The organism is Candidatus Hydrogenedentota bacterium, from assembly GCA_016791475.1.
Taxonomy (GTDB): domain Bacteria; phylum Hydrogenedentota; class Hydrogenedentia; order Hydrogenedentales; family JAEUWI01; genus JAEUWI01.
Genome location: JAEUWI010000013.1, coordinates 31,404 through 51,802 on the forward strand (window position 1 = coordinate 31,404; position 20,399 = coordinate 51,802).

At 61.5% G+C, this 20,399-nt stretch carries 14 protein-coding genes; 5 read left to right on the forward strand and 9 right to left on the reverse strand.

Annotation, left to right across the window (positions count from 1 at the left end):
• Nucleotides 1-273: 273 nt before the first annotated feature.
• Nucleotides 274-816 carry a type 1 glutamine amidotransferase gene (locus JNK74_08965; GenBank protein MBL7646303.1) on the forward strand — a complete coding sequence of 181 codons (543 nt, stop codon included), beginning with the start codon at nt 274-276 and terminating at the stop codon, nt 814-816.
• 39 nt (nt 817-855) lie between these two features.
• Here JNK74_08965 and JNK74_08970 read toward each other — a convergent pair whose 3' ends face one another.
• The 5 genes from JNK74_08970 to JNK74_08990 form a co-directional block, all read right to left on the reverse strand.
• Nucleotides 856-1,233, reverse strand: a complete 378-nt coding sequence (locus tag JNK74_08970) for a transcriptional regulator (protein MBL7646304.1) — start codon at nt 1,231-1,233, stop codon at nt 856-858.
• A 64-nt stretch (nt 1,234-1,297) separates the two neighbouring features.
• Nucleotides 1,298-1,927 (reverse strand): hypothetical protein, encoded by a 630-nt coding sequence (locus tag JNK74_08975; protein ID MBL7646305.1) that lies wholly within the window; start codon nt 1,925-1,927, stop codon nt 1,298-1,300.
• Nucleotides 1,928-2,045: 118 nt separating this feature from the next.
• A complete protein-coding gene (locus JNK74_08980; protein ID MBL7646306.1) occupies nt 2,046-2,666 on the reverse strand; it encodes a cold shock and DUF1294 domain-containing protein in 621 nt (206 codons plus the stop codon).
• A 62-nt stretch (nt 2,667-2,728) separates the two neighbouring features.
• Nucleotides 2,729-3,637: a hypothetical protein gene (locus JNK74_08985; protein MBL7646307.1), complete on the reverse strand. Its 909-nt coding sequence runs from the start codon at nt 3,635-3,637 to the stop codon at nt 2,729-2,731.
• 1,034 nt (nt 3,638-4,671) lie between these two features.
• Nucleotides 4,672-5,583: a hypothetical protein gene (locus tag JNK74_08990; GenBank protein ID MBL7646308.1), complete on the reverse strand. Its 912-nt coding sequence runs from the start codon at nt 5,581-5,583 to the stop codon at nt 4,672-4,674.
• 383 nt (nt 5,584-5,966) lie between these two features.
• Here JNK74_08990 and JNK74_08995 point away from each other — a divergent pair, with 383 nt between their 5' ends.
• The gene (locus tag JNK74_08995; protein MBL7646309.1) at nt 5,967-7,454 is read left to right on the forward strand and encodes a tannase/feruloyl esterase family alpha/beta hydrolase; all 1,488 of its coding nucleotides are present in this window, start codon (nt 5,967-5,969) and stop codon (nt 7,452-7,454) included.
• 130 nt (nt 7,455-7,584) lie between these two features.
• Nucleotides 7,585-7,830, forward strand: coding sequence for a type II toxin-antitoxin system HicB family antitoxin (locus JNK74_09000; GenBank protein MBL7646310.1), 246 nt, complete (start codon nt 7,585-7,587; stop codon nt 7,828-7,830).
• Nucleotides 7,831-8,177: 347 nt separating this feature from the next.
• Here the strand turns inward: JNK74_09000 and JNK74_09005 are convergent, their stop codons facing one another.
• Together JNK74_09005 and JNK74_09010 are read right to left on the reverse strand one after the other, a co-directional pair.
• A complete protein-coding gene (locus tag JNK74_09005; GenBank protein ID MBL7646311.1) occupies nt 8,178-10,508 on the reverse strand; it encodes a hypothetical protein in 2,331 nt (776 codons plus the stop codon).
• A 466-nt stretch (nt 10,509-10,974) separates the two neighbouring features.
• Nucleotides 10,975-12,384: a DUF1254 domain-containing protein gene (locus tag JNK74_09010; GenBank protein ID MBL7646312.1), complete on the reverse strand. Its 1,410-nt coding sequence runs from the start codon at nt 12,382-12,384 to the stop codon at nt 10,975-10,977.
• Nucleotides 12,385-12,721: 337 nt separating this feature from the next.
• Here JNK74_09010 and JNK74_09015 point away from each other — a divergent pair, with 337 nt between their 5' ends.
• Nucleotides 12,722-13,750, forward strand: coding sequence for a twin-arginine translocation signal domain-containing protein (locus JNK74_09015; protein ID MBL7646313.1), 1,029 nt, complete (start codon nt 12,722-12,724; stop codon nt 13,748-13,750).
• 340 nt (nt 13,751-14,090) lie between these two features.
• The gene (locus tag JNK74_09020) at nt 14,091-17,846 is read left to right on the forward strand and encodes a protein kinase (GenBank protein ID MBL7646314.1); all 3,756 of its coding nucleotides are present in this window, start codon (nt 14,091-14,093) and stop codon (nt 17,844-17,846) included.
• Between the two features lie 69 nt (nt 17,847-17,915).
• On the opposite strand, the gene JNK74_09025 is transcribed toward JNK74_09020, so the two are convergent.
• Entirely contained in the window at nt 17,916-18,674 is a 759-nt protein-coding gene (locus JNK74_09025; GenBank protein MBL7646315.1) for a glucose 1-dehydrogenase, read from the reverse strand.
• 250 nt (nt 18,675-18,924) lie between these two features.
• Nucleotides 18,925-20,277, reverse strand: a complete 1,353-nt coding sequence (locus JNK74_09030) for a glycosyltransferase (protein ID MBL7646316.1) — start codon at nt 20,275-20,277, stop codon at nt 18,925-18,927.
• Nucleotides 20,278-20,399: the final 122 nt, after the last annotated feature.

Consider the following 20,399-nt stretch of genomic DNA (forward strand, 5'->3'; position numbering starts at 1 on the left):
TGGCGTGAGGTTGTCTTCTCCGAGGAAGCAATTCTGCGCGTGCGGGACCGTCCCCCGTTTTTAACGCGCGGGACGGTCCCGAACGCCCGGCGAGCTTTGTCGCACTGGGGTGCGGATCATGAACCCGAGTTGCTGTGCGTTGTTGCAATGCCCTTGCGTTCAGGACAGTCCCGTTAAAGCCTTGACGCGTTCCCTGTTCAGGGCGTAGGCTGAAGGTGTGTGCCGGTCTGGCGAGTTTAAGACTGGCCGTCTCAACGAAAGGAGGATAGTACCATGTTGGAAGAGAGCCCCTTGCTGCACAAGCGCGTCTTGATGTTCGTGGGCGATATCTACGAAGACCTGGAACTGTGGTACCCCAAGTTGCGGCTGGAAGAGGCCGGGGCCAAGGTGACCGTGGCGGGTCCCGAAGCCGGCGTGAAGTACGCGGGGAAGCACGGCTACCCGTGCGTGTCGGATGCACGGATCGACGACATGCTCGAAGCCGATTTTGACGGCCTGGTCGTGCCGGGCGGCTTCATGCCCGATGTGCTCCGGCGCGACCCGGCGGTGCTGAAGCTGGTGGCCGATTTTCACGCGTCCGACAAACTCATCGCAGCCATCTGTCACGGCGGGTGGATTCCCATTTCCGCCAAGGTGTACAAGGGCGTTCGCGTGACGGGATCACCCGGCATCAAAGACGACCTGGAGAATGCGGGGGCAATCTTTGAGAACGCTTCCGTGGTGGTGGATCGGCACTTTGTGTCGAGCCGGCGCCCCGGCGACCTGCCCGACTTCTGCAAGGCGATCATTGCGGTGCTGGCATTGCAGGGGAAATAGTTTATCGGCAGGGCGCGCGTCAGCGCGCCCTGCCTTTTTTTACTTCACATCCTTGCGGATTGCGCCGATGATGCGCTCCATGTGGTTGAGGTAGTCCTTCAATACTTTCTTGCCCTCGCGCGTGATGGTGTACTCCGTCCGGGGCACACGGCCTTCGAAGCCTTTGGTGCAGGCGATATAGCCCGCTTCTTCCAGCTTGCGCGCGTGCACGCTGAGGTTGCCGTCGGTCGTATCGAGGAGTTTCTTCAGCTCGGTGAAGGTGAGCCGGTCGTTCACGGCGAGGGCGCTGACCAGGGCCAGGCGGGTGCGCTCGTGGATGAGGCGGTTCAAGTTGACGGTCGTCTCCGTCTCCGCGGCGGAGACGGCCTTGGGCGCGCTTTTTGCCGTGCCCGTCTTGCGGGCGGTATTGCCTGCCATGGTGATGTTTCCTTTCTGATTGGACGCCTTTATGCGATGAATCGGTATGAAAGGGAAGTGATGCTCAGCCGCCGTAGCGGCGCCAGACGATCACTCCGGTTACGATATGCATTCCGCCGAAGCCTATGGCGAGGGCGGCTTCCCCCACAACATCGGGATAGGTAAAGGGATTTGGTCCCCACAGGGCCCAGAAAAACGCAACGGCGCCGAGGGCCATCATGGTCGCGCCCATGATGGGCAGCACGCGCACCGAGAGCGCACCGCCCGCGACCACACCGGCGCCGTAGAGCAGCAGCCACATGCCGGGCAGGAAAGCGTTCAGCGCGAGTTCGTAGAACATTTCTGTGAGAAACACACCGGCGAGCACGGCGGGGGCCAGATTCAGGGCGAAGCGCCGCGCGGCCCGGGTCACGCTGGGCTGGTCGAGGGCGCGCATCTTCCACACCATCGTCGCCAGGCCCGATAGACAGCCCGCCAGGGCCCAGGCCAGCCAGCAGTACATCCACCATTCTCGCGACGGGTAAAGGCGGGCGACATGACCGCCGCCGAGGGCTATGAGTCCCATGACGATCATGCCCTTGCCCGAGATCCCGGTAAAAGGCGTGGAGCGCTCCATGGCCTCGCGAATGAAGGAGAGATTCTCCATGGCGCGCTCATGGAGGGCGATGGGGGCTTCATCTTCAAACTCTTCCACGGCGCATCCTTCCTGTAATTCGACACCCATAGTTTAACTTGAAAGTTCTTGCTGCCGCAAAGAGTTGACCGTGCCAGCGTTATTGACGTTGTTGTCTTTCGTCCGGGATGTAGCGCTGCTACGAATTGGCCATAGACTGCATGACGTCTCGAAGGGCGACAGCGCCGTGGGGTGTGAGGAACCAGGCGAGTACACCGATATTCGCGAAGACGGTAAGCCAGAATACAAGCTGGAAGGACGTCTTGCTGGACTTGTGGCGAAAAACCTGTTGGGCAATCAGCGCGCCCGGCCAACCTCCGACAATGCCCAGGAGGTGCAGGGTTCTCTCCGCAGTTCGCCACTGATTCTTCCTCGCGGCGGCTTTGTCCTGCCAATATGCGAGAAACGTGATACCACTGGCGATCAGGTAGACATCCAGTATGACCAGCGGGAGCTGGCCTGCCACGGTCAACAGCCCGACGATGGTCAGCGCGATGGCGGCGAGCAGCAGAAGCGGGGCAGAAATCGAGGCGGCGGGAGTCTGGACAGCAAATCGCTCGCGACGTACACGCGTTGCCCGTGGCCTGCCACGGTCGTCTTCGCCCAGCTCAAAGGGCACAGGGTCGCCGGGCCGCGGTCGAATCAGGCTGTCGGGGAATGCCTTGATATGGACGAAGATTTGGGGCCCGCCGTTGTCGGGCGTGATAAAGCCGTAGCCCTGGTCGTCCTTCCAGGTGGTGATGGTGCCTTCGAGTCGCATGTGGGATTCCTGTGGAGAATGTCGAGATGGGGCTATGCAAGGGCGTCATGCGTTGTCAGGTTCTACTCCGCGGGATTGAGGATGGGGTCGAGACGCCTGACGACGGATCGGATTGCAAAGTAAAAGAGCAGGGCGAATACACAAAGAACGGCGAGGCCCGCAAGGGCCTTGATCCACTGTTTTATTTCTTGCGCAGCATAGGCTTTCCGGTATTGGGCGAGCTTCTCATCAAGACCCGCCGTGTCGTGGTATCCGTACTCTCTTGAAAGCTTCAGAAGTTCGATCGCGGGGCCGGGCGATTTGGTGTTCGCCTCCAATGCGGCGAAACTGTAAAGCAGATCGGCAACCACCGGATCCTCCGGCTTGACGAAAAGCATGCGCTCACCCAACTGAAAGTGCAGGGCCTTCATCCAACTTTGGGCCAATTCCATCGTGGGCCAGACCGTGTGGTCGTCATTCACGGGCAAAATTGGACTGGCTTTGAGATAGTCGGGGTTGCTTTCCATCGCAATCCTGGCTTCCAGGATCTTCTTGTGGAGCCACTCCGTACCTTGGTGGGAGTCTTTGTTGCGCTTGACGCCCTCTGAAATCCATCGGAGTGCATTCTTGTTGTCGCCCGCAAGCTCGTAGGCCGTTCCGAGATTGGCGGCGGTGCCGTAGTGGCCTGGGTGGGTGGTTTCGATGGCCTGGAGCTTTTCGATCGCGGCGTTGTAGTTTCCAGAATAGATGTCGCGCACGGCTTCGTGCTGGGAGGCAACGAACGCCGCGTCCAAGTCGGCAGAATAAACTTGACCGTTTTTCGGACCTACAAGTTTGTCTGAAGGCTGGGCGTCCATCTGATCGCGGAGAAACTCCACGGGTGATTGGCCGGTGTCCAATTGGTATTCCTCCTCGAAGGAATAGCTTTCATTGATGCAGGCGATGGCGGGAATGGCCACGAAAAGGAGAATGGTGAAAGTGATCTTTCTCATGGGGTGCCCCTTAAGTGCGTTGGCAGGTGAATTGTCTTGACCTCTTGAGCCGGAGGATCTGTCGAATTGATGTCCCAATATCGCAGGAAGGTCCATGTATCGGCCCCAGTTCATCCTGCGAGGTCTGCTCCGTAAAGCGGAACGGTTCGCATTCCCACGGAGACCGTGGGACCGAGCGACGGATATATTCGAAGCAGGCACTTGAGATTGATACAGGCGTCGACCTGAGTGGCGGAAAGGATGATGACCACCAGTAGAAGCGTCAACAAGACTGTTTTCACGGGATGCCCCCAATGTGTGCTAGTAAATAGGTTGCCTTGCGCTATTGAGCGTACAGGATTCGGTTGGAAAGATTCATCCTGCGTGTTGTAGCGTACCCGTGCGGGCGTTGGGAGTCGCCAAACTCCATGTCTCACTGGCGCAGGTCCCTTATTCCAGGAAGGCGCGCCAACGTGGGTTGGGCTTCCAGCCTGACCATGGTTTTAATTTTTCCCTGGTTGACCTTGCGCTTTTCGTTGGGCTCTGGTTCATGAAACAGTGGAAGGGGCTACTGCAATTCAAGGAGAGTTTTTGGTCAGGCTGGAAGCCTAACCCACGTTGGTGCGCGATCAAATTGGAAGTCGTGATGCAAGGCCGTGGGACGCTGTATTGGTCGGGGGAGCTGCGGAAGCCGGGCTTTTCGTGGTGGGTGTGTTGGAGGAGTTCGCCCATGTCCTTCGCCGGGCGCTCGGGATAGGTGAAGTGCGAGGCTTGGCCTGGGCATGTTTCGATTTTCGACGGCGCGTCAACGTCGGTTGGGCTTCCAGCCTGACCGGAGGTCGTACTGTTCGCTGGTCGACCCTGCGCTTTTGCGTTGGACTATAGTTCATGAAACAGTGGAAGGGGTTGTTTTCAATTCACGGCCGGCTTCTGGTCAGGCTGGAAGCCCAACCCACGTTGGTGCGCGATGCTATTGGAAGTCGCGCTGCACGGCCGTGAGGGAGTCGGAAGAGTCGGGCTTTCCAGTCTTCTTGAATCCGGAAGCGCCCGCGATGCTACGAGGTTCTCAGTTTCAGGAAGATACCAAGGGCGATGATCAGGAGGAGGGCTCCCAGGACGAGGGGGCGGATGTTGAACTTGTCCGAGGGGTGTGCGGGCATGGCTTTGGCGATGTCTTCGCTGTTGGCACTGTATTCGCGTGCGAGGGCGCGGAAGGCGCTGGCGGCTTCGGGGTGGCTGACGGTTTCTTCGAGGCGGGCGAAGCTGTGGAGGAGGTCGGCGACGACGGGGTCCTCGGGCTTGACGAAGAGCATCTGCTCGGCGAGTTGATGGTAGAGGGCGTCCATGAGGTCGTCGGCACTCTGGGAGTGTGCGCAGGGGAAGTAGGCATTTCCGCCAAGGGGCTGGCCCGCCTCGGAGAGGGGGACGATGGGGCTGTGGGTCAGGCGATCGGGATCGGTGTTGAGGGCCGTGCGGGCTTGCAGGATGCGGGCATGGAGCCATTCGGTGCCGGCGCGGGCCTCGGGATCGCGGTCGATGGCGGTGTTGATCCAGCGCAGGGCGCTTTCGTAATCCCCGGCACGTTCGTAGGCCGTGCCCAGGGCGCCCGCCGTGGCGTGCCGGCCGGGCTGGATTCCTTCGAGGGCCAATAGCTTCCGGATGGCGGCGTCGTAGTTGCCGTTCAGCACATCGCGCATGGCATCGTGCTCTTCGATGAGCCGGGCCTGTTCACTGGTGGACGCACCCTCGCTGCGCTGGCGATACCAGGTGTCGTACTCCGCCAGGCGATCGGCGGGCCGGGCGGCCTTGCGGCTGCGGAGTAGTCTCACTTCCGCGGGCTCCCGGTAGCCTGTGCCGCCGCCGGTACCGCGATCCGGGGTGAAACCGGGGCCTTCCGGCATGCAGGCGAAAGCGGCATGGGCGGAAAGGAGTGCGGCGAGGAGCATGTGACGGCAAGGTACTCTCATGAAGGGCCCCAATAGATCGAATGGTTTTTTCGGTGTCGTCTGAAGTGTACAGGAGGCGGGATTGGCTGTCATCTTTTTTTGGGGTGGTGCGGAGAATGGGAATGTGCCGCATGGTCCGGGCGGGCCGTGTCAGGTCCGTTGCTTGTCGCGACGGGCACACGAATCCGCCTGCGGCGGAATCGCGTGGCACGATCTGGGTTGTCCTTTGGTGATTGGCGTGGCCTGTGCCGGGGCATGCCCCTTCACCCACAAGCTGTTGGCCGCCTGAGGCGGCCCGCGTGTGGGTGGCACACGTGGTTCACTTTGTTGGTGCCGGGTTGCGGATGGTCGTGCTAGTATTTGGGTTCCTTTCATCACCCCTTTTGGTTTCAGGAGACCTTGTCATGAAGTGGCCTACTTTGTTTGTCGTTCTCGTTGCCGCATTGGTTCTGCTTGGAAACGCCGTGGCGGCGTCTGCGGCGGTAATGTCGGCGGAAGACCTGGCCGCGCTTCGTCTACCGGATGTGCGGATTGAGTCGGCGGTGCATGAGGCGGGATCGCCGGAGCCGGGCAAGGTGCGGGTGGGGCATGTGAAGGTGGACGGCGTGATTGGTAAGGCGATCCGCTTCGAGGTGCTGCTGCCCGATGCCTGGAACGGGCGCTTCGCGATGGGTGGCGGCGGCGGGCTGGTGGGATCGGTGCAGAATTCGGTTCGCGGCTCGGTGAACGACGGCTACGCGACGGCGGGCACGGACACGGGGCATCAGGCGGGCGGCACGGATGGAAGCTGGGCCCTGAACGACCTGGAGGCCTTTGTGAATTTTGGCCACGCGGCGATTCACCGAACCGCGGAGGTGTCGAAGGCGATTATCCGGGCGTATTACGGGCAGGACATCAACAAGTCCTACTTTGTGGGCTGTTCGCGCGGGGGCGGGCAGGCGCTGATGGAGGCGCAGCGCTATCCGGAGGATTTCGACGGGATTGTGTCGGGCGCGCCGGCCTTCAACTGGACGGGCTTCGCGGCGATGGGTATCAATCTGGCCCAGACTTTTTATCCCGATCCGAAGAAACTGACGGAGACGGTGCTGACGCAGGCCGATCTGGATCGCCTCGCGAAGGAGGTGCTGCAGCAGACCGACGCGCAGGACGGACTGAAGGATGGGATTATCGACAATCCGGCGGCGGCGAAATTCGATCTGGCGCAGGTGCCGAATCTTACGGATGCGCAGCGCAAAGCGATTTCGGTGGTGTATGAGGGCGTGAAGAATCAGGACGGCCCGATTTATCCGGGATTTCCGATTGGGGCGGAAGGCGGTCCCGGAGGCTGGTTCAACTGGCTTGTGGGGCCGACGGAGAATGGCGTTAATCTGAGTTTCGCCTTCAGCACGAATATCTACAAATATTTCTTCTTTCACAATGCGGACTGGGACTACTCCACCTACGACTTCGCCACGTGGAAGAAGGATACCCACCTGGGCGGGACCGTGTTGAACGCGCTGGATCCCGATCTCGGCCCGATGAACGCACGGGGCGGCAAGCTGATCATCTGGCATGGCTGGTCGGATGCGGCCCTGCCCGCGGGGGAGACGGTCAAGTACTACGAGTCGGTGCTCGCGAAGGACCCGAATGCGGCAAATTATGCGCGGCTGTTCATGGTGCCGGGCTGTTACCATTGCGGCGGCGGGCCGGGAATCTCGGGTGTGGACTGGCTGGGCGAGATTGTGAAGTGGGTCGAGGAGGGCATCGCGCCGGATGTGATCATCGCGACGAAGTCGGGCGACGGGATCGATCCGGCGAAGTCGCGTCCCCTGTTTCCCTATCCCGCGTGGGCGAAATACGATGGCGAGGGGGATGGGAATCTGGCGGAGAACTTTGTGGCCGTTGACAAGTGATCCGCCACAGGCGGAACAGTTGACAGCGGGCGCGGTTGACGCTTTGATTGCGACCGAAATGTGTGATTCGAATAGTTGACATCGTCATTCTATCGTTTCAGTCGGCCAACGATAACACGAGGCACTTGTCATGGCTTATATGACAACGACACATGACTATCGCGGTTACGTGTTTATAATCACATGCGCGCCAGAAGACCCGGCCTATGTCGTGGACTTCAGCGACATTCCCGACATAATAACCAGCGGTCAAACGCTACCTGAAGCTTTTCACCACGCTTGCGAGGCCCTCGATCTTCATCTGGAGAGCCTTCAGAAACTGGGTATACCATTTCCGTCGCGGAAGCATCGGGTATTTGTTGAATCCGCTTTTTGAGGTGAGAGCTCATGGGTCAGCATAGGGACTGACGCGGACCGGTTTACCACGGTAGCGGAAGGTGCTGATGAATTGAAGAGTCCCGTATCCGAGCGATATTGGACACGAAGTCCGTGGCTGTCCCGTCGTGGCCCGAGCGCGCTGGGTCAATCACAAACGCCCGTATTCAGGGGCAGTGTCTCGGAGCGCGCGCCTCTTGATGTTTTCCGTGTGCCTCCCTGACGACGGGACAGCCACGCGCGTTGACGTGGTTGCCGTTTTCGGCGATCAAGATTAGGGGCGAGTATCCGGCGCTCGCCGAGCGTGCACTTGCGCGCGTCAGTCCCTCTCCGGCGTCGAATTTTTTTTCATAGTGGATTGTGCTGGAACATCACCGACGCGTAGCACTGCACGGGGCTCAGCGTGACCGAAACGCGATTGTTGTCGAGGGGCGTGATGGTTGCCGTTACTTCCGGTTCCGGAGAGATGATCCGATGGGTCAGGGGCATGTTGCGCAGCGGCTCGGGGAGCGTAATCTCGAAGGTGACGGGCTCGGTGGGAGTCACCGTGTCGGTATCGAGATCGATGTTGAGGTTGTTGATGTCGATGAAGAGCGCCTTCGTTTCGGGGTTGTAGTGGGGTGTGATGCCGGTGGTGGCCGGTATACCCGCAGCGGTGATCATGGGGATGGCTTCGGGCCCGCGGGCCGCGCGCAGGTGCTCGGCCAACGCGGGCAGACGCGTGGCGCGCTCTTCGTGTTTCAGATAGTAATCCATGCCGGGATTTCCTTCGGCAGCCACCACGTGATCGCAGGCGAGCTGGGCCTGCAGCGGGCCGCGATGGTGTCGCGCGAAGTTGCCGGACTCGCCGTCGCGGATGCCGCTTTCGCCCGTGATCAGCATGCGCCCGCCCGCGTCGAGCCACGGCTTCAACGTGGCGATGGCAGATTCATCGATGACGGAGGCATTGGGCACGATGAGAAGGTCGAGGCCGGCGAGGGTTTCGGCATTGAGTTGCCATTCGGGCACGGGGACATAAGGCTCGTGGATATCATGCAGCGCGGTCGCCCAGCCGTAGTAGCCGAACTGGTGGGGGCGCGCGTTGAAATCGATGAAGCCGCCGGGGGCCATGAAGGCGAGGAGGGACGACGACGAGTAATAGAGGCCCGTGCGCGCGATGGGTCGACGCTGGCCGAAGTGCTTGCGGGCCTCGCCGACGAAGGCGAAGAAGTCGGCATAGGCCTGGGGATCGCCGAGGACGCGGGGCAGGCTGGGGTAGGCCATGGGCAGGGCGTTGGCCGCGAGCATTTCATAGGCCATGACGCGCGTGAGGTTTGGGTTGCGCCCGTACGGGTCGTATTTGCCTTCGAGGTAGGGCCAGACGTTAACCGTGTTGCTGCGTGCGTGGACGGCGGCGAGGCGATAGCGCACGGCGTGGCGGCCGAGGGGCGGAAGCATGAGGCCGCGGGTTCCGGCATCCAGGGCGTGGCCTGCGGAAGATTCCGTGCTCACCATGTCGAGTTCGCCGCGCACCCAGCCCAGGCTAAGCGCGGGGATATCGTTGCCCGCGAGGAGGAACTCGGGCTTGCCGAAGGCTTTCGCGGCGGCGTGGACCCGCTGATCGTAGGCTTCCAGCGCGCGGGTGCCTTGCTGGCGCTTGAAGATGACATAGGCGTGCCACAGATCGTGATCGAGCCAGCGCGGGTCGATCCATTTCGGGTCGTGGAGGTTCGTGGGATCGCCGCTCCAGGCCTGAAGCTGATCGCGAAGCGCCTTGCGGACGTCGAAGGTGGCGAGATCGGTCACGCCCATGCGCGCGAGGGCCTCGGCGTCGAAATGCCCCTTCAGGTAATCGCGAAAGAGTGCCACGGACCACTCGCCAAAGCCGCGCTCCACCGGGCGAATGCCGAAGCTGTCCCAGGGGCTGAAGTTGTCGCTCCACATGCCGTCCGCGCCGTTCTTCGCGGCATACCGCACGGCGGCTTCGTCCAGATCGAGCCAGTGGGGACAGGCGCTGTCCTTGTGCATGTAGAAGAGACTTACATATTGATCCTTGAGCTTGATGAGGCCGGTGTGGGGGCCCTTTTTCTGAACTTCCTTGGAGGCGGGCTCTATCTCAAAGGAGAGTTCGCCGAGAATGTTCTTCGAACAGCCCGCGTCGAAGGCGCGGTGATTCAGGGGGTTGGCGGGGTCACCGTTGTAGCCCGTGGCGATGGCGCCATCGGGGTAGCGCATGGGCGGCCCGCCGAATTCCGGGTGGGTGCGCGTCCAGGGGCGCGCTTCGGGCAGATCATCAAACCAGCAGTGGGCTCCGGCCCAATAGATGGGATCGCCCTTGTAATTTGCCCAGGACCAGTGGCTCGACGAGGCGCGGGGGAATTCCTTGTTCAGCTCCGAATCGGGTATGGACACGATTACACAATAGGACTGTCCGAAGGTCTCGAAATAGGTGATGGCCCGTCCGCCCAGATCGGCGATCTCGGTTATGGTGTGGGGATGGCCGAAGAGCTTCGTGCCCCAGAGTCCCCACGAAGGAGAATTAAGCCCGCCGTTGAAGACCACATCGGCATTGTAGGGCTTGAGGTCGGCGGGTTGGCCTTGGGCAATGCGGGGGAAGGAGGCCCACCAGGGGAGATCTTCGGCGAGAGCGAAAGGCGCGAGGGCGAGGAGGAGTGGGAGGGTGACGCGGGGGTACTGCATGGGTAGGGGTAATCCTTGAGGTAGGCAAACTACAACGGGGAAGAGTGTAGCAGGCCGTGGATGGGCGGAGGTAGGGGGGGGCTGGGACTGCCGACTTCCTGCACCGCCAGCGCCGGGGGCCTTGGCCGCGCGCACTCTTCCGTGAAGTCGAGTCTTCCGAAGAACCCATCTCCCATGCGATTCGCTAATCAAAACGTCGAGCGCGGCTAAATTGCGCCACACACTTCAAGTTACGAGGTGCATCGAAGTAGGCGTCTTCTTCTGTCCAGATGATCGGGTTGTCGTCCCGCCGCAAGCAGGGATGGCGGTGGAGTTCGCCTCCGGTGAATCTCCGACGGGTATTCGATCGAGGGCGCGCCGGGCTACCATTCCATCGCGCGCCGTTGTTCATCCGTGTCATGCTTGTTGCGAGCATGGTGCCACCACGCCGGGGTTAATCGGGCGTACCCCGGCGTGGTGTTGGTGATTATTCGACCTTTACGAGGGGCGGATTGGTCCAGGCGCCGGTGAGGGCTTCTTCTTTGGGCCAGTAGAGGCGCATGACGACGAGGAAGGGGCCTTGCGGTGCGGGGAGCCAGTTGTTCTCTTTTTCGGCCCCGGGGGAGTCGTGCTGCACGTACAGGGTGATTCCGCCGTCGCTGTCTTTGGTGAACTGGGGCAGCATGGGGGAGTTGAGGAGGTAGCGGTTGAGGGGGTTTGCGGAGAGGAGGCTTTCCGGCATGGTGTACAGGGTGAGGGACCAGAAGGCCTGGACGGGCGGTAGCTGGCCGGGGGCGAAGTGAAGGGTGTAGCGGTGGGCGCCGTCCAGTTTGGCGCCGTCGGCGTCGACCGCATATATGGGGTACATGGCCTCCTGCCTGGAGTTGCCGTAGATGCCGAGCACGGCGGCGGCCATGCGGTACAGGTAGTTGTTCTTCAGGAATTCCCGTGTGCCGAACATGTCGCCGGAGGTGACTTCTCTGGCGTCGATCTTTTTCTGTAAAGCGGCGAGTTCGGCCCAGGCGTCGGCCATGCCCTGCTCCAGGGCGGTTTTGATTTCGGGGGCGAGCTTTTCCACGTCGATGGATTTTCCGGCGCCGACGCCGATCCGGGCGAAGCGCTTCATGAGGTCCTTTTCCGAATCGACGGTGGGGCAGAACTTGAGGACAAAGTTGAGAATGTTGAAGACCTCGACGGAGGTCTTCTGGGTATCGGGGGTAAGCGGCTGGATGAAATCAATCGCCGGCGCCGCTTTGGGCGCGGGTTTACCCAGAAACTCGGAGAGGGGCTGAATCTTGTAGCCCGCCTGAACTTTTTTTACGTTTTCGATGTCGTCGGGCCGGAAGAGCTGGGTGCGGTAAGCGGCGAGGAGCAGTTCGGTTTCGGAGCGGATAACTTTAGTAATGCCTTCCGGGGTCTTGTCTTTCCAGCCTGGCCCCGCGACGAGAAAGTTGCCGCCGTCGTTTCCGGTGGTGCGGCTGCCGATGTAGTCGAAGTTGTGGGTGTAGGCGTCGATGAGCTGTATGCTGAAATACCGTTCCTTCTCGACGGGCGGCACCGTCAGCACGACGGGTTCAGCGCGAAGGTCCATTCCCAGGAAGGAGTAGGGCGTGTCGGAATTCGGAGTCTGCACGGCTTTGTCTTCGGGAGTGAAGACGCGGGCGAAACTTCGGATGGTGTTCCAGTCGGCTTTGAATTCGGGGTTGTTCTTGTCGATGAAGTAGGCATGTTGTATGCGGTAGCTGTCCACCATAGGGTAGCCATAGATATAGGCTTCTTTCGCAATTTCGCGGACCTCTTCCGGGCCTGGGCCGGCGGCGCGTGCGGGCAGCAGGGCGGCTCCGGTTGCGAACACAAGAAGTCCACGAATGACCAATTGCAACGCCGTGCTTTTCATATTATTTTCCTCTCTTTCTGCTCGTCGCGAGGGCAGGATGCCGACGGCGATGCGGCCGTGTGTGGGCCGAATTGCCCGAGGTTACCCCCCTCATATCCACCGACAGTGTTGGAAAACGGTAACGAACCAGTCCCCCGTGGGCTGTGTCACCTTTGAAGAGAATATCCCGGGACTATCCATAATGCAAGTGGGTCGGACTGCTACACCGGTGCATCCGGTCGTGCACCGGGTGGGCGAGGCCGGTGCGTGCTGTTTTCGTGTTTTCGCGCGATCCGGTTCGGCTATGATGGAGCGACCGGCGCGGAACGAGCCGCCGGGTTACATTTGGAGTTAGTCCATGATAAACCGTAGAGAATTCATGAAGGCGGGAGCGATGGCGGGTGCGCTGTCGTTGCTTGCGAGCGAGGACGCGATGGCCGCACGGAGTGTTGAGGAGTTCAGGGCCTATCAGGCGGAGCGGCGGGCCGAGTTGTGGTCGCTGCTGGGTGAATTGCCGGAGAAGAAGGCGCCGGTGGCGACGTTGAAGAAGGTGGAGCAGCATCCGGGCTTTACGCTGGAGCATCTGGATCTGGAGTTGAACGGCATCCAAACGGTGCCGGCATTGCTCTTGATTCCGGACAAGCGGGCCGAGAAAGCGCCGGGGCTGATGTATCACCATTGGCACGGCGGCGATTACTTTGTGGGCAAGCAGGAGCTGCTGACGGGCACGCGTGCGATGCAGGCTTATGCGCCGGTGTATGCGGAGAAGGGTATCGTGACGCTGGCGATCGACAGTTGGTGTTTTGGCGAGCGCGCGCCCTATCCGGAAAATGGCGGCAATGGGGAGTGCGACACCTTCAAGGAAATGCTGTGGAAGGGACGGGTGCTCTACGGGATGATGATGTTCGATGAGTGGCAGGCCTTGAACTATCTGTGCACGCGGCCCGAGGTGGACACGTCGCGGATTGGCTCTTTCGGGATTTCGATGGGTTCCACGAAGTCGTGGTGGCTGGCCGCGCTGGACGAGCGGATCACGTGCTGCATGGATCTTTGCTGTCTGACGGACTATGAGGCGTTGATCGCGAACAAGGGCCTGGCGCGGCACGGAATTTACTACTATGTGCCATCGCTCTTGAAACACTTTCAGACGGCGGAGATCAATGAATTGATCGTGCCGCGTCGCCGCTTGAGCTTGAACGGGCGCTATGATGGGTTGACGCCGCCGGAGGGTGTGGAGAAGGTGCGGGATTATCTTGCGCCGCTCTACGCGCAGTACGGCAAGGCGGAGGACTGTCGGATCGAGCTGTTTGAGTGCAAGCACGAGGAGTTGCCGGAGATGCGTGCGATCATTTTGGAATGGGTTGATCAATTGACAATGGACAATTGACAATTGACAACGAACAACTAACAACGAACAACGGGGCGTGGGTTTTGGGGTGCTTGTTTGACAGATAGGACGGATTCGACCGATAGGACCGATGGGATACAACAGTTGCATTTGAGTGATCGGCATTCGTTGTCCATTGTCCATTGTCAATTGTCAACTGCCAAGGGTGATGGGGTAGAATTGTCTTGGGAGGTCTTGCAGGCAAGCCTCCTTATTGAAGCGCGTTTTTGCGCGTACGATTCTGACCAACCGCACTTCCGTGAGCAGCCGCAGCGTCCTTCATTTTCGCGCGCCTCGGGAAGCGCCGTTGTTCGTATAGCATCATCACGGATTTCTCTCCATGAAACGAGACCATAACCTCCTTTTCGGAGTATTCGCGGTTCAGCTCAACAAGGTCTCGCCGGCCCAGTTGATGGACGCGGCGGGTGCGTGGGCCACGGATCCGAGCCGGGACATTCCCACGCGTCTTGTGGAGTCGAACGCGCTGGAGAGCAAGGACCGCGAGCTGCTGGAGCGGCTGGTGAGCGAGGCGGTGGCGGCGCACAACGGGGACAGCGCGGCGGCGCTGGAGTCTTTCGGGGGCGAGGACAGCATCCGTGATTCCTTTCTTGGCACCATTCGCCTGACCGATTCCGGCACGGTGGAGCTTTCGTCGGCTCCCGAGGTGACTATCCCCCTGAAGCACGAGAAGCCGGACGAGGTTCCGGGGGTGATCGAGAACTCGGGGCGTTATACGCACCAGAGCGAGCACGCGCGGGGCGGCATGGGGCGCATCCTGATGGTGCACGACGAATACCTGGGCCGGGACATTGCGCTGAAGGAGCTGCTGCCCCACATGGGCTCTTCGGGCGGGGGCGAGTCGGCGGAACCGGGCACGGCGGCCGTGCCGAGTGCGCCGAGTCCGGTGCGTTTTTCGGGCGCGGTGATCGCGCGCTTTCTGCAGGAGGCGCGGATCACGGGGCAATTGGAGCACCCTTCGATTGTGCCGGTGTATGAGCTGGGCCACCGCAAAGACGGCGCGCTGTATTACACGATGAAGCTGGTGCGTGGGAAGAGTCTTTCGAAGGCGATCCGCGAGGCCGGTTCCCTGCGCGAGCGGCTGATGCTGCTGCCGCACTTCATCGACTTGTGCAACGCTATCGCCTATGCCCACAGCCGGCATGTGGTGCATCGCGACATCAAGCCGGCGAACGTGATGGTGGGCGAGTTCGGCGAAACGGTGGTGCTGGACTGGGGTCTGGCGAAGGCGCGCCGGGGTCACGACGCCCACGCGGATGTAATCGAGAAATCGATCATGTCGATGAACCTCGGTTCCGCGGCGAGTTCGGCGAAAACGAACTATGGCCAGTTGATCGGGACGCCGGCGTACATGCCGCCGGAGCAGGCGCTTGGGCACACGGATCAGATCGACGAGCGGTCGGACATCTACAGTCTTGGCGTGGTGCTGTACGAGATTCTCACGGGCCGGCTGCCCTTCAAGAAGAAAACGATCAAGGAACTGATCAGTTCGGTAATTTATGAAGAGCCGATGGGGATCCTGAAGGTGGAGCCCCGGGTGCCGCTGGAGCTGGCGGCGATTTGCGAGCGGGCAATGCGCAAGAGCCCGAACGAGCGCTATAACACGGCGAAGGAGCTGGCGGACGACGTGACGCGCTTCCAGTCGGGCGCGCTGGTGGACGCCTACGTCTATTCGGTGAAGGATATTTTTTCGCGCTTTCTCCAGCGCTACCGGTCCGCCATCTTTGTGGCGGCGGGGGCCTTTGTGCTGTTGCTGGCACTTTCGGGCGTGTATATCTATCAGATCACTCACGCGCGCAACGAAGCCATCGAGGAGCGGCGCGCGGCGAATGAAGAGCGTGACCACGCGCGCAAGGCGGAGGCGGAGGCGCAGAAGCAGCGAGAGGCGGTGGAGCAGGAGCGGAACGAGGCGGAGCGTCAGCGGCGCATCGCGGAAATTCAGTCGTACTATTCGAGCATTCAGCTCGCGAGCAGTAAGATCACGCAGAAGCAATATCCCCTGGCGCGGAAGATTCTGTGGGCGTCGAGCGAAGAGCACCGGAACTGGGAGTGGGGCTATTTCCTGGCGCAGTGCTACCAGTCGCTGGGCACGCTGGAGGGGCACGAAGATCGGCTTCTGGGCGCGGCTTTCAGTCCGGACGGCACGCGTATCGTGACGATCGCGGGCGACAACGCGCGCATCTGGAACGTGGCGAACGGCACGTTGCAGTTCACGCTGGAAGGGCACAAGGAGAAGGTCTGGGGCGTTTCCTTCAGCAAGGACGGCAAGCGCCTGCTGACGCTGTCGTGGGACTTGACGGCGAAGGTGTGGAGCGTGGCGAAGGGCACGGTCATCTCCACGCTGGAGGGCGAGGCGGACCTTACGAGCGCGTCGTTCAGCCCCGATGGCACCAAGGTGGTGACCGCGGCGGACAATCGCGCGCGGGTGTGGGACGCGGATACGGGCGAAGTTCTCTTTTCACTCGAAGGCCACGGCGAAACGGTGGAGAACGCGTCCTTCAGCGCGGATGGCAGCCGGATTGTGACGTCGTCCTGGGACCGCACGGCGAAAGTGTGGGACGGGTCGACGGGCGCGTTGCAGTTGACCTTGACGGGGCACGAATACGGCGTGATGAACGCGGCGTTCAGCCCGGACGGGTCGTTGATAGCGACGGCTTCGAAGGACAATACGGTGAAGGTGTGGGATGCCTACGACGGGCGGCTGGTGGAGACCCTGATCGGCCATTCCGACGAGGTGTGGAGCGTGGCCTTCAGCCCCGAGGGTACGCGCCTGGTGACGGTGTCGTGGGACAAGTCGGCGCGGGTGTGGGACATGATCGACTACAGCCTGCTGGCGACGCTGGACGGCCACGAGCTTTCCATAGAGAGCGCGCAGTTCAGCCCGAACGGCATGATGGTGGTCACGGCCTCGCGGGACCGAACCGCCAAAGTGTGGGATGCGCAGACGGGCAAGCTGCTGGTGACGCTGACGGGCCACGCGGGGGAAGTGTGGAGCGCGTCTTTCAGTCCGGACAGCGCCAGCGTGGTGACGGCGTCGGAGGACAAGACCGCGCGAATCTGGAGCGTGCCGCTGATGGCGGAGAAGACGGAGGTGGAGGAGAACGTGGCGGGGACGGCGGAGGGGGTGACGAGCGCGTCGTTCTCACCGGACAGCCAGCGCTTTGCCACGACCTCGCGCGACCAGACGGTGAAGGTGTGGGAGGTTTCCGATGGATCGCTGAAGACGACGCTGGTGGGGCACAGCGGCGAGGTAAACAGCGCGTCTTTCAGTCCGGACGGTCGGCGTATCGTGACCGGGTCGAGCGACAACACGGCGAAAGTGTGGGACGCGATGAACGGCGCGATCATCGCGACGCTCAAAGGTCATACGGACGACATCGACAACGCTTCCTTCAGTCCCGATGGGAAGTTGGTGGTGACGTCCTCGCGGGACAAGACCGTGTGCATCTGGGACTCGGCGACGGGCGCGCTGCTGAACACGTTGAAGGGCCATATAGACGGGGTGATCAGCACGGGCTTCAGTCCGGATGGCAAGCAGGTGGTGACGGCCTCGTGGGACGGGACGGCCAAGTTGTGGCGTATCGAGGACGGCGCCCTGCTGTTCACGTTTGAGGGGCACACGGACGCGGTGACCAACGCGACCTTCAGCCCGGATGGCGCGCGGGTGGCCACGGTTTCGAAGGACGAAACGGCACGGGTGTGGAGCACGCAGACGGGCGCTTTGCTGGCGAGCCTGGAGGGGCACGCGAGCGAGATTGTGAGCGCGTCTTTCAGTCCGGACGGGAAGCGGATTGTCACGGCCTCCGCGGACAAGACGGCGAACGTGTGGAACACGGACGACGGGTCCCTGCTGGTTTCGCTGGAAGATCCGGCGGGGGGAATTCTGAGTGCGACATTCGACGAAGACGGATCGAGCATCAAGACCGCCTCGGGCGACAAGAGCACGAAGTCGTGGGACAGCGTGCCCTATCGCCTGAAGGATCTGCCGGGGGACGACAAGATGAAGTGGGAAGAGCGCTTCAATCTTTGGCGACTGCACCGGTATCAGGAGTGGTTGCTGGCGCACTCGGCGCGGTGAGGGTCGGCAAAGGTCACCGGTAAAACGGCGCGTCCGCCCGGTTCCGAATATGCGCGGATCACGGTCGATTCAAATCACCGCACCCCCGTCCACCGTGAGGATTGCGCCGGTGGTGAAGCTGGCCGCGTCGGAGAGCAGATAAACCGCCGCGCCCGCCATTTCTTCGGGCTGGGCGTGGCGCGCGAGGGGTGTCTTACCCACCTGGGCCTCGCGAATTTCGGGCGTGTCGATGAGCACTTTCGCGAATTTGGTTTCGGTGAGACCGGGGCAGATGCAATTGCAGCGGACGCCCGCACCACCCATTTCTTTGGCAATGGTTTTGGTCATCATGATGACGGCGGCCTTGCTCATGGAGTAGATGGCCATCATTGGGGAGGGGCTGATGCCTTCGATGGAGGCAATGTTCACGATGGAGCCGCCGCCACACTTGACCATGAGGCGACAGGCGCGCTGGGCCATCATGAAATAGCCCTTCACGTTGACCTCGAAGGTCTTGTCGAAGGCGGATTCGGGCGCTTCGATGAAGGGGCCGAAGTAGGGGTTGGTGGCGGCATTGTTCACCAGTCCGTCGAGGCGGCCGAATTCCGCTTCGACCCATTCGAAGAGGGCGTCGATCTGTGCGGGGTCGCCCGTGTGGCAGGCTTTCCCTGCGGCTTTTCCGCCTTCGGCCTTGATGGCTTCGACGACGGCGTCCACGCCGTCCTGCTTGCGCGAGGTTACGATGACGGTTGCGCCGCGCCGCGCGAATTCCCGGGCGAAGGCCTCGCCGATACCGCGGCTGCCGCCGTTGACGAGGATGACTTTGTTGGTGAGCTGGAAGGAGGTCATGGGGGGTTCCTGGTGGTTGTGGGTCTTATGGGTCTTATGGGTCTTATGGGTCTTATGGGTCTTATGGGTCTTATGGGTCTTATGGGTCTTATGGGTCTTTTGGGTCTTTTGGGTCTTTGGGTCTTTTGGGTCTTATGGGTCTTTTGGTCTTTTGGTCTTTTGGTCTTTTGGTCTTTGGGGCTGTGGGGCTTTGGGGCTGTGGGGCTGTGGGGCTGTGGCGTCTCTTTTTGTGGGGCTTATGCGCCCTTCATCAAGCTTGCCCGTACCGCATCCGGAGTTGCTGGCATTGCTCCAGGAGGTCATTGGCGAAGCGTTTGTTGGTGAAGGTCAGCAGGCCGATGGTGGTGATGAGGAAATCCGCGCCGGTCTTGTCATCGGCCTCCAGGCGCGACTTGAGCCGTCGCAGGGCGGCGGCGTGAAAGGCCTCGGGGCTGGCGTGCGCCTGGATGTTGGGGGCGACGCCGAACTGCTGCTCGACCATGAAGTCGATGTAGCGGTCGAGGGTGACCCGGTGGTCGGGTTTAAACTGGAGCGCGGTGGCGTAGTGTCCGATGGCGCCGGGGAGGTCTCCCTCCGCCTCGGCCAGCAGGCCGAGGTGGTAGGCGCTTGCGTAGCTTCCCGTGCCGGCGACGTCCTCGCGGACCGGGCCGCGGCGCATGGACTCGGTGTAGGCGGCCTTTGCCCGCTCGATATCCCCGAGCATGAGGGCGACGTAGCCGCAGGCGTGGTAGAAATCGGCCCAGTGGGTGCCGTGGTGGTTGAGGGCTATGTGATCCGTAAGCAGGTTTTCGGCGTCGTTCAGGCGCCCGGAATTGGCGAGGGCGTAGGTCAGGCTGGTGAGGAGCGTGGTGAGGGTCTCGCGGCCGACGGGCGCGCCATTTCGGTATGCGGGCGCGGTCTGCGCGAAATCGATGTCGCGCAGGGCCGCTTCGAATGCCGCAATGGCTTCGGGGTAGCGCTTTAACGTGAAGAGAGTGCGTCCAAGCTGATAGGGGTAATAGGCGTCGCCCGGGTGGGTGGTGGCGGCCTGCCGGAGCAGGGGCAGATTGCGGAGCCCTTTATGGTCGGGGTCTTCTTCGCGATGCTCATAACCCGAGTGGGCCACCACGACGCCGGTGGAGGCGACGGGGCCGCGCGGTCCGTTGATTGCCACGAGTTGCTCGTGGATGATGCCGCTGAATCGATAGGCCGCTTTTTCGAAGAAGCGTTCCACGGTGCCCGTAACAATGGTCTGGTTCGCGCCGGTGCCGGTGGGGCTGCGGTGCTGGATCGTGCCGGTCGCGCCGGCCGGTTGGTGGTGGATGAATTCTTCCAGGAGGTCGCGCGCGCGTTCGGGATCCGCCACGACTTCATCCGCGTCGATGGAGAGGATCCAGGGCCCTTTTGCGAAGGCGATGGCGCGATTGCGCGCCGCGGCGAAGTCGTTTTCCCAGGGGATTTCATGGCAGTGGGGCGTGAACTGGCGGGCGAGCGCCAGGGTGTCGTCGGAAGAGCCTGTGTCGGCCACGATGATCTCATCGGCCAGGTTGCGAAGGGCCTCCAGGCACGAAGCGAGTCGGGGCGCTTCGTTTTTTACGATAAGCACGGCACTGATTTGGGGCATGGAAAGTCCAGTCTGGAGGGGGGGGGCTGGCGTCTGGAGTTCAGATCGGCCCGATCAGAGGGATCGGACCGATCCGAGGGGATGAATTGGAGCGCCAATGACGCGAAACCATTCTCCTTCGG

What these genes read in the sequence shown, in the direction of transcription:
- JNK74_08980 (MBL7646306.1), bottom strand. Translation starts at nt 2,666, where the DNA reads ATGCGACTCGAAGGCACCATCACCACCTGGAAGGACGACCAGGGCTAC.
- JNK74_08995 (MBL7646309.1), top strand. Translation starts at nt 5,967, where the DNA reads ATGAAGTGGCCTACTTTGTTTGTCGTTCTCGTTGCCGCATTGGTTCTG.
- JNK74_09020 (MBL7646314.1), top strand. Translation starts at nt 14,091, where the DNA reads ATGAAACGAGACCATAACCTCCTTTTCGGAGTATTCGCGGTTCAGCTC.
- JNK74_08970 (MBL7646304.1), bottom strand. Translation starts at nt 1,233, where the DNA reads ATGGCAGGCAATACCGCCCGCAAGACGGGCACGGCAAAAAGCGCGCCC.
- JNK74_09010 (MBL7646312.1), bottom strand. Translation starts at nt 12,384, where the DNA reads ATGAAAAGCACGGCGTTGCAATTGGTCATTCGTGGACTTCTTGTGTTC.
- JNK74_08985 (MBL7646307.1), bottom strand. Translation starts at nt 3,637, where the DNA reads ATGAGAAAGATCACTTTCACCATTCTCCTTTTCGTGGCCATTCCCGCC.
- JNK74_09005 (MBL7646311.1), bottom strand. Translation starts at nt 10,508, where the DNA reads ATGCAGTACCCCCGCGTCACCCTCCCACTCCTCCTCGCCCTCGCGCCT.
- JNK74_09015 (MBL7646313.1), top strand. Translation starts at nt 12,722, where the DNA reads ATGATAAACCGTAGAGAATTCATGAAGGCGGGAGCGATGGCGGGTGCG.
- JNK74_08990 (MBL7646308.1), bottom strand. Translation starts at nt 5,583, where the DNA reads ATGAGAGTACCTTGCCGTCACATGCTCCTCGCCGCACTCCTTTCCGCC.
- JNK74_09000 (MBL7646310.1), top strand. Translation starts at nt 7,585, where the DNA reads ATGGCTTATATGACAACGACACATGACTATCGCGGTTACGTGTTTATA.
- JNK74_09025 (MBL7646315.1), bottom strand. Translation starts at nt 18,674, where the DNA reads ATGACCTCCTTCCAGCTCACCAACAAAGTCATCCTCGTCAACGGCGGC.
- JNK74_08965 (MBL7646303.1), top strand. Translation starts at nt 274, where the DNA reads ATGTTGGAAGAGAGCCCCTTGCTGCACAAGCGCGTCTTGATGTTCGTG.
- JNK74_09030 (MBL7646316.1), bottom strand. Translation starts at nt 20,277, where the DNA reads ATGCCCCAAATCAGTGCCGTGCTTATCGTAAAAAACGAAGCGCCCCGA.